At 56.9% G+C, this 15144-nt stretch carries 14 protein-coding genes and 1 pseudogene; 5 read left to right on the plus strand and 10 right to left on the minus strand.

Going from position 1 to position 15144, the window contains the following annotated elements:
- Positions 1–407 precede the first annotated feature (407 nt).
- The 9 genes from DES43_RS11010 to DES43_RS23265 form a co-directional block, all read right to left on the minus strand.
- On the minus strand, positions 408–1775 hold the full coding sequence (locus DES43_RS11010; protein ID WP_133675236.1) for an O-antigen ligase family protein: 1368 nt from the start codon (positions 1773–1775) through the stop codon (positions 408–410).
- Positions 1772–2947 (minus strand): tetratricopeptide repeat protein, encoded by a 1176-nt coding sequence (locus DES43_RS11015; RefSeq protein ID WP_133675238.1) that lies wholly within the window; start codon positions 2945–2947, stop codon positions 1772–1774. Before DES43_RS11015 ends, DES43_RS11010 begins: the two co-directional genes overlap by 4 nt.
- Positions 2919–5291 carry a GumC family protein gene (locus tag DES43_RS11020; protein WP_133675240.1) on the minus strand — a complete coding sequence of 791 codons (2373 nt, stop codon included), beginning with the start codon at positions 5289–5291 and terminating at the stop codon, positions 2919–2921. Before DES43_RS11020 ends, DES43_RS11015 begins: the two co-directional genes overlap by 29 nt.
- Before the next feature lie 151 nt (positions 5292–5442).
- A complete protein-coding gene (locus tag DES43_RS11025) occupies positions 5443–6201 on the minus strand; it encodes a polysaccharide biosynthesis/export family protein (protein ID WP_245514560.1) in 759 nt (252 codons plus the stop codon).
- A gap of 4 nt (positions 6202–6205) precedes the next feature.
- Positions 6206–7015, minus strand: coding sequence for a tyrosine-protein phosphatase (locus DES43_RS11030; protein ID WP_133675244.1), 810 nt, complete (start codon positions 7013–7015; stop codon positions 6206–6208).
- 212 nt (positions 7016–7227) lie between these two features.
- Positions 7228–7737: a FecR family protein gene (locus DES43_RS11035; protein ID WP_166647736.1), complete on the minus strand. Its 510-nt coding sequence runs from the start codon at positions 7735–7737 to the stop codon at positions 7228–7230.
- Between the two features lie 91 nt (positions 7738–7828).
- Positions 7829–8290 (minus strand): hypothetical protein, encoded by a 462-nt coding sequence (locus DES43_RS11040; protein WP_133675248.1) that lies wholly within the window; start codon positions 8288–8290, stop codon positions 7829–7831.
- Positions 8291–8367: 77 nt separating this feature from the next.
- Positions 8368–8739: a Fic family protein gene (locus DES43_RS22910; protein ID WP_245514561.1), complete on the minus strand. Its 372-nt coding sequence runs from the start codon at positions 8737–8739 to the stop codon at positions 8368–8370.
- Between the two features lie 101 nt (positions 8740–8840).
- Complete coding sequence (locus DES43_RS23265) at positions 8841–9038, minus strand: Fic family protein (RefSeq protein ID WP_342636617.1); 198 nt, start codon at positions 9036–9038, stop codon at positions 8841–8843.
- Between the two features lie 1091 nt (positions 9039–10129).
- On the opposite strand from DES43_RS23265, the gene DES43_RS11050 reads away from it, so the two are divergent.
- Together DES43_RS11050 and DES43_RS11055 are read left to right on the plus strand one after the other, a co-directional pair.
- Entirely contained in the window at positions 10130–10486 is a 357-nt protein-coding gene (locus DES43_RS11050) for a hypothetical protein (protein WP_133675250.1), read from the plus strand.
- A 544-nt stretch (positions 10487–11030) separates the two neighbouring features.
- Complete coding sequence (locus tag DES43_RS11055; RefSeq protein WP_133675252.1) at positions 11031–11543, plus strand: transposase; 513 nt, start codon at positions 11031–11033, stop codon at positions 11541–11543.
- A 218-nt stretch (positions 11544–11761) separates the two neighbouring features.
- Here DES43_RS11055 and DES43_RS11060 read toward each other — a convergent pair whose 3' ends face one another.
- Complete coding sequence (locus DES43_RS11060; protein ID WP_133675254.1) at positions 11762–12484, minus strand: hypothetical protein; 723 nt, start codon at positions 12482–12484, stop codon at positions 11762–11764.
- Between the two features lie 73 nt (positions 12485–12557).
- Here DES43_RS11060 and DES43_RS23355 point away from each other — a divergent pair.
- The 3 genes and pseudogenes from DES43_RS23355 to DES43_RS11070 all read left to right on the plus strand — a co-directional run.
- Positions 12558–12956 (plus strand): annotated as a pseudogene (locus DES43_RS23355) (DNA-binding domain-containing protein); the annotation flags it as partial.
- Between the two features lie 6 nt (positions 12957–12962).
- Positions 12963–14162, plus strand: coding sequence for a transposase family protein (locus DES43_RS11065; protein ID WP_245514553.1), 1200 nt, complete (start codon positions 12963–12965; stop codon positions 14160–14162).
- Positions 14159–15037, plus strand: coding sequence for a TniB family NTP-binding protein (locus DES43_RS11070; RefSeq protein ID WP_133675163.1), 879 nt, complete (start codon positions 14159–14161; stop codon positions 15035–15037). The genes DES43_RS11065 and DES43_RS11070 overlap by 4 nt, the downstream gene beginning before the upstream one ends.
- Positions 15038–15144 lie beyond the last annotated feature (107 nt).

The following is a 15144-nucleotide window of genomic DNA, read 5'->3' on the forward strand; positions in this document are numbered from 1 at the left end:
CAGCGCCTGATATCCGTATCCCAAGCTGGAATGCTGTTAAATTCAGCACTCTTCCGGTAAGAATCAGGTTGGCTCGTCGGGTGGCGTGTGATGCCAACACCAAACTGCCAAGTTCGGTTATTGAGATTAAATGCCGCCTGTTCTTGCTCAGAAGCTTGGTCGCTATGGCGACCCAGTCAGACATAAAACCAGTGCATGCTCATCAGTCCATTCCTAAAACGCAGTCAGCGCCCAATGTAAAAACACAGCTTGGCGACTTCTCTTAACAAATATTTCTGGATAGTCAATATTCACTTTTATGTAATATTCATGACAAGAAAATAAACGCTTTGTCGCAATTTTTTTCTTAAAATTCCTGAATTTTCATTCATAATTATTACATGATATTGAGTATTGATAAAATATGCTTATTGGAAATCGTGTAAATCCTCCCTCCTTCCGTTAGCATAGGGAGGCAAAACCTCCTCGCGCGCTCGGCGGCGTTTGTCTTCGTAACCTTTCCGCAATCCCGGCCGCGTACCGATGTCGGAAAAGAACAGCACATTGAAGAATGCGAACGTCATGGCGATCGCCATGGTTCGCAAGGGATAATCTACAATGGAGTGGAGCAGGATAACGACGATCGACAACAGCGCCAGACGCTGGAGCGGGCGATTGTAGACTTTCACGGCGCGCACGATCACCATTGCGACGTAGACGGCAAAGACCACCATCGCTGCTGCCCCGCCTTCGAGCAGCAATTCGAGGAAATCATTGTGGGCATGATTGACGTATAGATTATGCACCATGTCGCGCTTTTCATAGGCCGGGTAGACGAGATCGAAAGTGCCGAACCCCGTGCCCCATACCCAGTTGTCCAATATTGCGTTCCAGGTGGTGAGCGCGAATTCCTTGCGCCCGAAATCCGGGTCGAGCTGCTGGGAGCCGATCTGGATCAACGCGCCATAGCCATAGGCGGCAAAGCTGGCGAACAGAACCACCATCGCGATGGTGCCGACGCGGCCGCGCCAGATGAGCGAACCGACGGAGATGGCGACGACGCCGAGCCCGATCAGGATTCCGGCGCGCGAGCCTGCCGCCAGCAGGACGAGAAATGTCAACACCAGCAGGAGCGTGGCGATGGCCGCACGGTCGTGGAAAAAGCCGAAATAGACGATCAGCGGCAGGCTTGCGAACACCAGTGTGGAGAAATGGTTCACATTGGCGAACATGCCGACCATGACGCCGTAGCCGAGCAGGTCGCCGAGCGTAGCGTCCGTGCTGAATGAGTATTGCAGGCCGCCGGCGATCAGGTTGCAGACGAGGCCTATGACGAAAAACGGCAGCAGGTTGGCGATTTTTTCCTGCGGCAGGCTCACTGCGGCGATGAAGAACACGACCGGCGCCAAGGCAAAGATCGTGGCCTCGACGGTGCGCGAAACGCTGAGACTGATCGGCGCGGCGCTGACCGCCTCAGACAGGTCGTTTCCGACAAACGGAAGCAGGTCGGCGGGGCGGGCGAGTTCGAGCAGCGTGAGCGGCAGTGGCAAAAGCTGCATAATGCCGAGCACAAGGATCAGCACCAGCAGGACGATGCCCGCACGCATCGGCTTCGTCATCTGCGCCGACATCAGCGCATAGGCCGCGCCGGCGATGACGATCATCTGGAGGATGGCGTCGACCAGTACGCCGCGCTGCGTAGCGCCGCCCACCAGAAGACATGCGAGCAGGCAAAGGCCCAGCGCGTTGCGGCTGCCGCGCAGCCCTTTCACAGCGCCCGCCTCGACGACCGTCATGATTGCACCGCCGAGATACGAATGCTGTGGAACAGAACCCTGCCGCTGTAGCGACTGCTCCAGCTCTCGACCATGGCGTTGGTACGTAATGTCAGGTTTTGCACGGGGCAGTTCTGCGGGACGGTGAACGCGCCGCGAACGGTACGGTTCTGATAAGTCCCGTCCGGCACCTCGACGCGCTGCACCGGCTGGCCCGGATCGATACAATCAATGGCCCACAACAGCGATTTGGGCAGTTCGGCCCCGGTGGCCGAAGCCGAAAACTCCAACTGATAGGCTCCCGGAGGAAGCAGGAGGTTCTGCTCCAGCCCAATGCGAAGCACGGGCGTGCCGCCGAATTCCAGCAGAAGGCCCTGCCCCGATGCGCTGTCGGCTGATCCGGCAGGCAGGGTCAGGACGATGCCGGGCTGCTGCCGGATCATCCAGTCGAACCTCCTGCCCGAGGGTCCCTGACGGAACTGGCCATTGAACACGAAACCCGACAAATCCTTTTCCTGCGGCGTCAGCGTCAACAGGAAGGTGCGGTACGCCAGATCGTATTGTTTGTGCCGGAACAGGCTGGCGAGCAGATGGGCCGTTTCCGGGTTCGTGGGCGGCGTGGAACCCAGTGTCAGATCCTGCAAAAGCCGCGCCGTGAAGGCGAGGTTTCCGGAGCTGAAATCCGCAAGGGCCACGATCAGCGGCGTGCGCCAGGGCGGCGTTCGCGCAATCGTCTCCAGCAAGGCGGCGTAGCTGTCGGGCAGCGAGAACACCTGCGGCACCGCGGCCGCGAACGGCCCGATCCTGTCGGGCCAGCGCCGGAACATCACGTCCAGCGCCGCCACCGCCTTGTCATGGTCCCCGGCTTCCACAGCTCTGTGGATGGACCATTGCAGCGCATGGATTTCGGTGCTCGCCAGCGTCAGGGCGTGGTCGAACATGGCATAGGCGGCCTCGGTCTGGCCCTGCCGGCGCAGGATTTCGCCAAGCAGGCTGTAGATACGCGCATCGCCGGCATTGTCCGGCACTGCCGCGCGGACCTGCTCTTCCATCTCGTCGATGGCGCTGTCCCCATCCTGTCTGTTCAGCCGGGCGACGGCCCCGGCAAGCAGCGCTTCCGTGTTCAGCGGATAAAGCGCCAGCGCCGCTTCAGGATCGCTTGCCTCAAGATGCCGACTTGATGCGATCGCCAAGATCGCGCAAATGCTTGCGCATGCGCTCAGACACAGAAGCCAGCGACCAGTTTTTCGCATGTTGTGACGAGCCCCCCTCACCGGCCCTGCTTTCCAGCTTCGGCGTTTCGTCGCCATAGCTGTAGTAGTTGTAGCTGAGGTATTTATAGCTGTAGTTGTAATCGAGCTTGCGGACCGCGAATTTGGTCATCGCCACGCCAAGCACGTTGGAACCTGCGGCCTGGATACGCCTCAGCGCCGCTCGCGCGGCTTTGCGCGTCACCTGATTTGAAGAGACGACCAGAAGCGTCGCTTCGGTCAGACGGCTGAGGATCGGAGCATCGGAAAGACCGATGATCGGCGGCGAGTCGATCAGGACCATATCGTAGCTTCGCGAGAGCTTCTGCAGCAGCAGCCCCATGCGGGAGGAAGACAGGAGGTCGGCGGGATTGGGAGGGATCATTCCCGCCGTGATCACGCTAACATTGGCGTTGACCGGCTTGATGAGCTTCGGCAGGTCCTCGCGCCGAATCGTGTTGGTCAACACATTCGAAAGCCCGACGATATTGTCGACCTTGAAAATCTTATGCACGGCCGGCTTGCGCAGGTCCGCATCCACGACCAGAACCTTCGCGCCCAGAGCGCCGAAGTCCTCGGCCAGCTTGTAGACGGTGGTAGATTTGCCTTCCGAAGGCTCGGAGCTGGTGACGAGCAGCGTGCGTGGCGCGCCCTCCTCGCCGGAAAACTGAAGCGAGGTGCGCAGCGACCGGTAGGATTCCGACAGGCCCGATTTCGGATCGGCCACCGCCTGGCCGAAATCCTTTTCCTCAAGCGCCGGCAAGATGCCGAGGATCGGCAGCCGCAACTCCTTCTCCACCTGCTCGGGATTGGTGAAGGTGTTATTAAGCAGTTCGAGCACATAGATCGCCGCTGCCCCGACCGCCATGGACAGGACAAGTCCGAGCGCCAGATTGAGAGACAGGCGCGGCGAATAGGCGGAACGCGGCATGACCGCCATATCGACCACGGCTGCATTCTGGTTCCGCAGTTCGGAGCCGACCGAAACCTCGTTCAGCTTGGTGATGAGATTGTCGTACTGGGAGCGGTTGGAATCCACCTCCCGCTTCAGGATCGTGTACTGGATGTTCTTATCCTGGTAGGCGACCTGTTCGGCTTCCAGTTCGGCCAGCTTGTTCCTCAGATCCTCGACCTTGGCCTGCGTCTCTCCATACTTGATGCGAATTGAATCCGTCACGGCCGTGACGCCCAGGTTCAACTGGTTCTCGATCTCGCGAATCTGCGAGCGCAACTGCTGCATCTCGGGAAAGCCCGGCTTGAAGAACGCCAGCTTCTGCTGGTACTCCCCATTGAGTTCCGCGAGCTTGCCGCGCAGCTTTTCCAGCCCCTCGCTCTTGAGCACCTGTTCGAGACTGGCGCCCTGCCCATTGTCGATCTGCTGGACCAGGCGCCCGTAATCCAGGCTTTCCTGCATGGCGAGCGCCAGCGCCTTGTTGATCTCCGTCAGGTTCGCCGCGATCAGCGAACTGTCGCTGCCGGTGATGGTGATGCCGGCGCTCTTGGCGTAGTCGACCAGTTCTTCTTCGGACCTCTGAAGCCGTTCCTTGACCTGCAACACCTGTTCCTGAATGAACTTGCGCGCCTGCGAAGAGGTGTCGCTGGCTTGGTCGACACGCTGGTCGATAAAGCTCTCGGCGATCTGGTTGGCGATCTCATAGGCATATTTTGGCTGCTGGTCGGAATAGGAGATGGACAGCAGGCTGGTGTTGGTGATCGGATCGACGGAAAGGTTGGCGAGCACGCGTTCGGCGGCCATGCGCGCGCGCTCATCTGCCGAATATTGAGAGATATCGGTATTGGTCGATCCGCCAAAGGCGCGGCTGAGGATATTCAAAGGCGAGAAGCTGGGCCTCGGGAACAGGAAGTCCTGACGCTCCCCCAGGCCCAGGTTGAACACCACGCGCTGCGCAAGCGAGCGGCTCTGGAGTTTTTCACGCGCCGTCAGGTAGGAGCGTATGTCGCTGCCTTCCGCGGTGACCTCGATGTCCTGAAAGACTTTCGCCGACGGCACCAGAACTTCCAGCTGGGCCGTGGCCCGGTATTGAGGCGTCATCATCATGGTCACGGCCAACGCACTGACGATGCCGACCGCGACCAGCGTGGCCAGCAGCCAGCGATAATGCACGAGATAAAGGAAGATCCGCAAAACATCGATGCCTTCCTCCTGCGAAGAAGGCTCGTAGGCATAATCCTGAATATGCAGGCGCGGATCGTAGTAGCCGCCGGGCAAGGCCACCGCTCCGCCGCCGGAATGATTCGGGCCGATCTGGCGTTGACGATCAAGCATGCCTGTATTCCAATCCTTGCCGCTGACAGGCAACCTGCCTCTGCTGTGCGGCCGGTTCAATCAGATGCCGGATATCCCCTATCCAGCATCGGTTCAAAGGTCTCACCTGAATTCCGTCCCGTTGGTCTGCCGTTTCCATACACTTTACTCATCAGGGAATGACGGCCAGACGGCTCGCACTGACCGCCATGCCCAGGGCCTCTTTCAGGTTGTTGATAGCCACCCGGCTTTTCGATGTGAACACCATGACCACGTCGCCACCATAGACGCGCGGATTGGCCAGCCGGCCGCTTCGGATCTGCTCGACATTGTAGTTGGCGACCAGTTTGCTACCGCCCACGTCGCGGAAGATATAGACCTTGCTCTGGTCGGCGACGTCGCGGAAGCCGCCTGCAAGGGCGATGGCGTCCAGCAAGGTGGTGCCGGCCGAGACTGGGTAAAGACCCGACTTGGCGACCTCGCCGTCGATCGTCACCCGCTGGCTGGCCGATTCCTTCACGAAGACCGTGATATCCGGCGACTGCAGATAGGAAGCGCCATAGGCCTTCTCCAGCTCTTCCTCGAACTGGCGCACGGACTTGCCGGCCGCAGTCTTCACGCCGATCAGCGGCAGGGATACGCGGCCGGAAGAATCGACCTGAACCGTGCGGTTGAGGGAGTCGGCACTATAGACGTTGATTTCCAGAACATCGTTCGCCGACAGCAACTGGTCAGCTCCGTCACGGGTGCCCGCCGGGGCAGGCAGGCTCGTGACCAGCCGCAGGCTACCATCCGCGGTCGCGCCCCCTGCCCCCGACTGCAACGAAAGCACGTCGCCGGGCGCCGATCCGGTATTGGCGGTGCTGGTGCAGCCTGCCACGAAGCAAAGTGCCGCCAGCATGATCGCAGAAAGGATTCCTTGCGCGGTCATGGCTCTATCCATTCCTGAAAATTCGGTCGATGAGGCGTCGGGTGAAACCCTGTCCCGCCGCAGCACCGACCGTTTCGCGAGACGAAGGCAAAACCGCCGCCGGTTCCGCATTGGACAAGATGGCTGCGGGGCGACGGCGGAACATCCGGTCCGCTTCCTCCTGACCGAACTGTTCGGCGATCATCGCATAGGCTCCGGACAGGCCTGGCTTGCGCCAGGACACGCCATGCGCATCGCTGGCGAAGAAGCTCGCTCGGCCTTCCTTCAGGATACGCTCGCAAAGCTGTCTTGCCGCGCTGCCGAAAGCGCCGGTCAGCGAATCCGCGGTGAGCTGAAGCGGGCAGCCAAGATCGGACAGGCGCTGGATGACATCGAAATGCCGGCCGGCCCACGAAAGCCGCTCCGGATGCGTGATGACAGGAACGAAACCTGCCTCCAGCAAACGGCTCGCAAAGTCCTCCAGCCGGGGCGGCAGGATTTCATGCGGCGGCTCAAGCAGAAAATAGCGCGTACGGTTCAAAGTCGGCACTTCGCCGCTTTTCAGGCGCTCGACAAGATCCGGCGCGATATGAACATCGGCCCCGCAATAGAGGGTAAGGGGAATGGATTGCGCGTCGAGCATGGCCTGCAAGCTGTGCAGGGCCGGCATGATCGTCGTCGCCGAATTCTCGTATTTGCCCGGGAATATATGCGGCGTGCACGCCATATGCGTGATGCCGTCCGCCACCGCGATCCGCGCCATCTCGACCGATGTGGCGACATCGGATGCGCCGTCATCCAGAGCGGACAGGATGTGGGAATGCAGGTCGATCATCTACAGCACAGCCGGAACTGGAGAGGCGCGGCAATGGCCATGACCGTTACTCTATTTCCTCTACCCTTAATAAACGCTCTCCGGAGCCCGCAGAGTCACCCTGCCCCAAGCCGCATAGCGCCAATGAAGCTTCAACCTCATTGGCGCAAAAGAATTCCAAGGCGTTCTTCGGTGCCCGAACTGGAAAACACCAATACGGGGCAAGCGCCGAACTACCTGCTGACCGACTTGTCCTTGTCAGAAACCGAGAGAACCACGGCTCCCAGACCTATGCCGGCTGCGATCCCGGCGGGCGCCGACATCACGCTGCCGCCGACACCGCCCTCAGCAACGGCTCCAGCCTCTGCGGCGTTCTGATTCACGGCAAGGCACAGTTGCTCGCCCTGCGGAAGCACCTCGAAAGTGGTGTTTGCGCTCAGGCGCAAGGTGCATCCGCCGCCGAAATTGACGACCGAACTCGACTGCGGACCGACCAGCACGGCATCACCCGCGACAAGCCGCATGGCGGGCTGGGCCGGTGAAGAGCCGCCCGCCTGCGTCACGAATACGTTTCCGGCAGCGCTTTCCACGACGCCCGACGCCCCCACGGGGACCTGACAGGCGCAAGACGAAGCCGCCTGCGCGCTCGCGGCATTGACGCCAGCAAGACCGCCGGCCGCGGCTAAGACGACGGCGGCAACCGCCGCACCGGAAGCTGACCGAACCTGGCTCAAAGGAAACATGCGCATTCCGACGCTCTCCGCATCATGAAAAGTGGTCGGTGGATACCATCACAGACCGGGTTAAGCAACCTTTAAGCGAGAGATTCATCAGTTAGCAGTTGCGATAAATACCCCCGGACTGAGCCGGCAAATCGCATAAATAGCCCTGTTCGCTCAGTTCCTGCGCAAGATCGGCTCCTTGTGCAGTGCGGCATTGGACCACAGCCACGCCATCGAAGCTCGTCCCCATCCGCCCGTCGCAAGGGGTCCCCCCTCCGACTTGTACGCAATCAAACTGCTGCCTCTGATGAGCCTTGCGTGCCTGTTCCCGCGCCATGGGCTCAAGGGCTCGCGGTCTTGTGAAGCCGACACCGCACAGCAGGATTTTCCGCCCACCAATCCGTAGATCGTCCATTGTACGGATATCCAGCTTGCCGCTGAAAACAAGCGCCTGCCGGGTATTCCGCTCGGCCGATGGCGTTAAAGGGCGATTTTGCGTTGTAAGCATATAAAGCATGAGGGTCGCGAAACCGAGCGCAGCGAGTATCAACACAACTATTTTCTTCGTACCCATTGAGAGATCTCGTTTATGGAATTTTCCGCTATTCGGTAGCAACCGCCACCAGATCAAGCTTGTCAGGTCAACTGCTGTCAGCGCAATGATAGGGGTTGCGGATCAGGTATAGTCAATTCGGCATCGGTGGACAGATTCGGAAAGAGTCTCTCGCGATAGTCCAGCGGGAAAGCAATGCGGACAGGGGCTTTGGGCGTTCCCGACTTAAGAAAGCCTTGTCTAACCATTGCTGACATCGTGTTCCGTGCCGTTCTTTCCGATGCCTTGAGAACGAGATGAACATCACCGCGCTCCAGCGATCCGTATTTTAGGACAGCTGCCAGGAGATCGGGCGCGCGTTTGTCGTCGCTGATGTCCTTGATCAATTGACGGTACCTATCTTCCAGGCGATCGAGGTCGAAAATCGCTGTGGAGAAGCGCATCTGATCGAGTGCACGGTAAGGAACCACTCGCAAAAATCCTTGAAGGCTGCTTCCGAGAGATTGCCTCGACCATCGAGGTCTCCGTGACGAGGGCTGTCTGCGTGGTCCATCATCCGTTTGTATTCGCCTCAATCCTTGAGACCCCGGGCCAGGCCTCTGGAAATCGACCACAAGCCATGTCCCCCGACGCCTGCTTTCAGCGCCATCACATGCGACATCAACCGGGACACACGGCCGTTGCCGTCAGGGAACGGGTGGATGTAGTTGAAACGATGGTGAGCGGAAGCGATGGCAATGATACGGGTGCTCGACCATTTTCCCGCCACTCGCTACGCTTACGGGGAAACCTTTCACGCCACGCAATTTTGCATCCCAAGCTAACGCTTCTCAATAAAAGCCGAGCAATCCATTTCTAGTCACAATGTAATCTTGATGATTAGACATAAGATATGAAATATAATAATATATTATATATAATAAGACTTACATATATAATGAGTAAATGAAAATAATGATAACTTCACCTTAATGAACTTATCGTACTTCGATATACTTATTAATCTTTTACTAGGGATTATTTTAGAAAAACTTCTAGCAATTGCGAATCTTTCATAGTAAAATACTTTTATTTCAGTTTCTTCATTGCTAATGTCATTTATTGTTATGATTTTTTGATAATCATCCTCCATCTCAAAGTAATATTCTGTAGATTTATGTACGATGGTCACCGCTCAAACACCTTTCCAAGGGGTGCAGACCACGCCTGCTCCTGCCCTTGCGCACGTGGAAATTGCAAGATCGATGCGCCTCATGGGAGGTAAAATGGAAAAACATTCTGAATATTAAGAAAACAGGTCTTTTGAAATCGGAAATACGGGCTCTTGGCTTGTAAACGGCCCTCCCTGTTCCTGATGAGTGTCGTTCTTGCTGGAAAAAATACATCTAAATGAAACTGCAACAAGCGCCGCTCTCCGCAGATCGACCACCGATCGGCGCAGTTTTGGCCCCATAAAATAGCAATCGACGTTACTGTGCATGCAGTCGTATACAATCTTTCCATGCCTGAGACTTAAATGGGGGCGGCACTTCTGACATTCCGAGACACCCAACACTCAGAGAACCACTCCGGATATCCTAGCCCGTTTTGAAAACTCTTAACAATCCATAATTCCCGCAACTAACGGAAACGGCTGCAGTTGCGCAGCTTTTGGCTGGCCAGCGGCTTCCTTTTCCGAAGGAGATTCTGGTAAGCGTGAGCGGAGCCTGTCAATTCCCTTCTGATTGCCGAGGCTGGGTGACTATGGTGTCGGCACGCCAGGATCGAAGCTAAAAGCAGCAGTTGTACTCCTGGGAGCCACTCCGTTGCCGCAAGCAATGCAACGCAGTAGACCTTCCATCAGCCAGAGAAATTATATCGATGAGTAGCCTTACAAAAGCGATACGAAGCCTGAAGGCGCCAGTCCGTCGGGGAACCGAGGAAGAAATGCGTTTAACTAGGCGTATCGCACAAGCTCTGCAAATTGAAGAAGATAGCGGCTATTCTACAGACACACTTATAGGCGGAGCTCTCGAGGGTGACCTTTGCGCGGTTATGGGCCTTTTCGCAATGGTTTTGCCGGAATGGGAGATCGGTGATGGCGTCAATCAGCCGTCAGATTGGTTTGTCGCTCAATTGTATTCTCCGAATGGCGTGATCGTGGAAGGAGAAGGCGCGACATTCGTTCTCGCTGTGATCGATGGGGTGATCAGCGCGAAGAACCTTTCATGTAAATGAAGCCCACATGCCATCGTCAGAATAAACTTGGTCTGTAGCGGGCGACGCGATCGATTTGTCATCGCAAAGGGCTGGGGTAACGGGGGCTCTGGCCTACCAAGGGTTCATATTTGGCGGCCGCGTTGCCATGGAGCAAGGGGCGTTGTGTAGCGGTTTTACATCTATCCTTTTTCGTTTCAGCTTGATGACGTTACTGCCCCTGAAGTAGACGTTAATGGGCTGGTAAATGCGCGTTGGCGCGATCGGCAGCATTGAGGTTCGGCTATCATCAAACGACATGAGCCGGCAAACTTCTTTTAAAGTGAAACATCGGTTACAGAGAAGGATTATGCGGCGCAAGATCTAATCATTCGTTGTCGAAATCAAACGCAAGCGCGGCAATCAGGGAACCCGGAGCTCCCTGTGGAGCGATGTCGACCTGGCGGCGTTCAGTGAAAGAACAGATGAGATCGGAACAGCTCAATATCAAGGCGCCCGGCCTGTTGACTCCGATCAGGCCCACAACAATGCTGGCGAAGGCCAACAAACGCGGACGGAGCATATAATGGCAGACCCTCAGGAAGTTGAAGCAGTGCCGGTTGTCACCGAAGAACCTGCCAAGGTTGAGGCGCCGGAGCCGGAGCAGGGAGCCACCCGGCAGAAAAGGGCCAAGGCGGGAAAGCCTAAGGCCGACAAAACGAAGGCGGCACCTGCCCCGTCAACCCGCAAGAGCAAGGTCAAGGAAATTGCGAAACCGACCGCGGCTCCCGCTGCCGTAGTGCATGGCAAGCGTAAGGCCTACTCCGAGAAAGAGCGCACGCAGAAACTGACACAAATCGATCGTTCGGTCGGTCGCGGCGAAAGCATCAGGAACGCCGTCAAGCAGGCCGGCATTTCCGAGCAGACCTATTATCACTGGAAGAAGGCTGCGACATCCGCGCCGGCAGCGGCGTCGATGGGCGGAGAGTTGCAGAACCTGCTGGCTCTTGAAAAAGAGAACGAGCGTCTGAAGAAGCAATTGGCCGAACAGTTGCGCCAGGAAAACGCCCAACTCAAGAGGAAGCTGGGGCTCGCATAGCTTCGGGCGCGCTAGATGCCGTAATGGCCCGGCGCTCCTCGCATAGCCAGGAAGGCGGCTGTCCCTCAGAGTGATGATGTTGAACGGGGTCCGATCGTGTCGGCCGCAAGCATCAAGCGAGGGACATCCATGGACTATTATGCGAGGAGCGCCGGCCCATTACGGCATCTGGATCACAAGGTAGATTCTTGCATTCAAATTCTGAAGATCTGCTGACATCAGTTGAATGGGAAACGTTTCCCCCGGCTGTTGATCATGAAGTACTTGTTCCCCGATTTCACGATTCTGTCGCAACGGCTGTCTCCAGCGTCGAATTTCACACAAATCTTGCCGGATGAGATCGTGTATTTTCCGGGAGACGCGCCGTTAAAGGTGTAGCGGCCATCGGCTCCGTATCGCAGCCTGGCTCCCGAAGATTTGATGGTCTTGCCGACGACCATTGTTTTCAGCTCTGCCGCCGGCACGGGAACATCCGCAGCAAATGCAACATGCGGCATCAAAAGCATAGCCGCGCCCGCAATGATCAATCTCATGTCTGTCCTCCCACCTTTGCAAAAGGCGATTGAACCATGTCTGGCTTGGCTCCGCGTCACCCAATTTGGTGACGGCACCTGTTCCAGGTCGGATAATCTGGTCTGATTGCTTTGGGGGAACGAGGTTAAAAATGCTGAACCGTCGCACGTTTCTAACAAGCACCGCCGCAATGGTTTAGCCGTGATGTCGGCCTCAAGCGCCTTCGCAGCCGATTTTTCCTGGGACGGGACATGGAGCGGAAAAGCCGCCAACCGTCGCTCGACATCCAGCAAGATATTCAAAGGGAAGGTTCTGAGCTGGCACTCGAACGGCCAGTCACATGTCGATTTATGTTTGAAACTGGGACTCACGTAGTGAGTGATTTCAATGGCTTGTTTGAGATTGAAGTGTAACACCTTACGCTCCAAATGAGACTCCATCAGGCATACGTTACACTCAAAATGAGATTGATCGACCGGTCGATCGACCGTAGTCTCGCGTATGATCTCATCCCCAGATTGCCCTGATCACGATAATTGCCCGGAGGAATTCCTTCGATATCTGCTCCGCCGTACAGGCGGTGTGGTAACTGCGGAGGTCGTTGCGGCTGCACGTGAAAAATTTGGCATCCCGCGATCAACGCTGTTTCGGCTGGCTGCACGGTTCAGAAAGACGCAACGAACATCCAGTCTCTGCCCCAGAAAACGCGGCACACAAGCAGGTGCTGTCAGGCTGGACCCGAGAACCGAGCGTGTCATTGCCGAGCAAGTGGATGGCTTCTGGCTTAGAAAGGAAAAACCAAGCTTTGCTGCACTCTTGCGGCGTATTCGGGAAGTCTGCCTGACGGAAGGTCTGTCCCCTCCTCACCGGAGCACCGTCCAGCGTAGAGTGTCCGAACTTATCCCTATGGCAGCGGCCCGCAAACGGGGGGAACGCGAGATTGAAGCCGCCTCGACGCCAAGCCCTGGTCAGTTCACTGTCGCAAAGCCGAATGCCCTTTGGCAGATCGATCATACCATCGTCGACGTCATTGTTGTTGACGAAAAGTTTCGTCGGCCCATCGGCCGACCGGTTCTGACGATCGCCATCGACGTTTGCACGAGAATGGTCGCGGGTTTCCATCTATCATTGGAAGCCCCATCGAGTACGTCAGTCGGTCTATGCCTCCTGCATTCCGTATACGACAAGACTGCCTGGCTGGATGAGCGAGGAATTGACATCCCCTGGCCTGTTGCCGGATTGCCCGAGGTTCTTCACTGCGACAATGGTGCAGATTTCAGGTCACGAGCGCTGGCCGATGCTTGCAGGGAGTACGGCATGAAACTCCTGTTCAGGCCGCCGGCCACACCCCGGTTCGGCGGACATATCGAACGGTTGATCGGCACAATGATGGGAGCAGTGCATCTGCTGCCCGGCACAACTTTCAGCAGCGTGAAGACCAGAGGCGGCTACGATTCAGAGGGCCGCGCGAATCTTACATTGCGCGAGTTGGAAAAATGGATCGCGCTGGAGATCGTTGGCAAATATCACCAGCGGATACATACCTCGCTGTTGCGCCCTCCCCTGGCGGTCTGGCGCGAACGGCAAGGCGAAGTCGACTTCAACCTGCCATCTGATCGAATGGCATTCTGGACCAGCTTCCTGCCTGGCGAAAGGCGGCGCCTGCTGAAAGACGGCATCCATCTGGAAAAGATCCGGTACTGGTCTGATGCATTATCACGCGATGTCGGTCGTGGCGCCGAACTCGAGATCAAATATGACCCACGAGACCTGTCCCGAATATTCGTTCGCCAATCAGATGGCAGGTTTATTGAAGCACGGTACCGCAATCTCGCATTCCCACCTGTTTCCTGGTGGGAGTGGAAGCACGCCAAGAAGGCACTTCGAGACCAGGGACGGCTTGAATTGCATGAGGACGTTATATTTGCGGCTATCGCACAACAGAGACAGATCGAGGATATCGCAGCATCCTCAAGCGCAAAAGCACGCCGGAGTGTTACAAGAAGACCAGCTGAACCGAGTCGTGAAGGACATAGCACTGTTCAATCTATCGATTTGACAAAACATAATCATTCAGACGACGACACGGAATATTGGGATCAATGATTGAATTCCCTCACCTGGCACCCGGCGCCGCCGCATTGGCAAATGGACCAAACCATACAAGAATTCGTGCCATTCGGTCCGATCGATGGGTCGGCTTTGATCGCGCTCGTAGAGTATTACGGCATCTTGATGCGTTATGCGACCATCCGCCAACAACACGCCCACCCGGCCTCGCTATTTATGGTCATAGCGGTATGGGCAAGACCATGCTCGTCGAAAAGTTCAAGCGCGATCATCCGCCCACCATGAACCACAGCACCGGCGTGGAGAGCATGCCGGTGCTGGCAATTACATTGACGTCGCGCCCAACAGAGCGCCGGATATATGGGCAGTTGCTGATGGCAATGGGAGCCAGCATCAACGAACGCCTGACCCTCATGGAACTTGAGATCAGAACCGTCCTCTTGCTGAAAAGCAATAATGTGCGCGTTCTGGTGTTTGACGAGGTCCATAACCTTCTCGCTGGGACGCCGAGGGAACAGCGCGTGATCCTGCAGCTTCTGCGATATCTCAGCAACGAGATCAAAGCCTCGCTTGTCTGTCTTGGCGTGTCGGAAGCACGCGACGCAATTGCCGGCGACACCCAACTGGCCCGGCGGCTGGATCAGTTCGTACTGCCCAGGTGGAAGGCAGATGAGGAGTTCCAGGAATTGGTAACCGCGATCCTGCGCAGCCTGCCGCTCAGACTTCCATCGGGTTTATCGAGCCAAAGCCTTCGCCATCTTTCTCGCCTCGGTGATGGCATCACGGCTCGGGTGTTCGGGATATTAAACGAACTCGCAATCGAGGCGATCAAGGACGGAATCGAGCGCATCACTGATGAAAGCATCGAATCCTGGAGACCAGCCCTGGAAAAGGAAGCAGCGTTCGCATAGCCACCAGACGTTACACTCCAATTGAGACTCTCCTGCCCTGAGTCTCAATTGGAGTGTAACTTTCTCGCGCAGAAAGCCAGAGTCCCAGATTGAAGTGTAAATCGACA

It is taken from the genome of Aquamicrobium defluvii (assembly GCF_004363725.1).
Lineage (GTDB): Bacteria > Pseudomonadota > Alphaproteobacteria > Rhizobiales > Rhizobiaceae > Mesorhizobium > Mesorhizobium defluvii.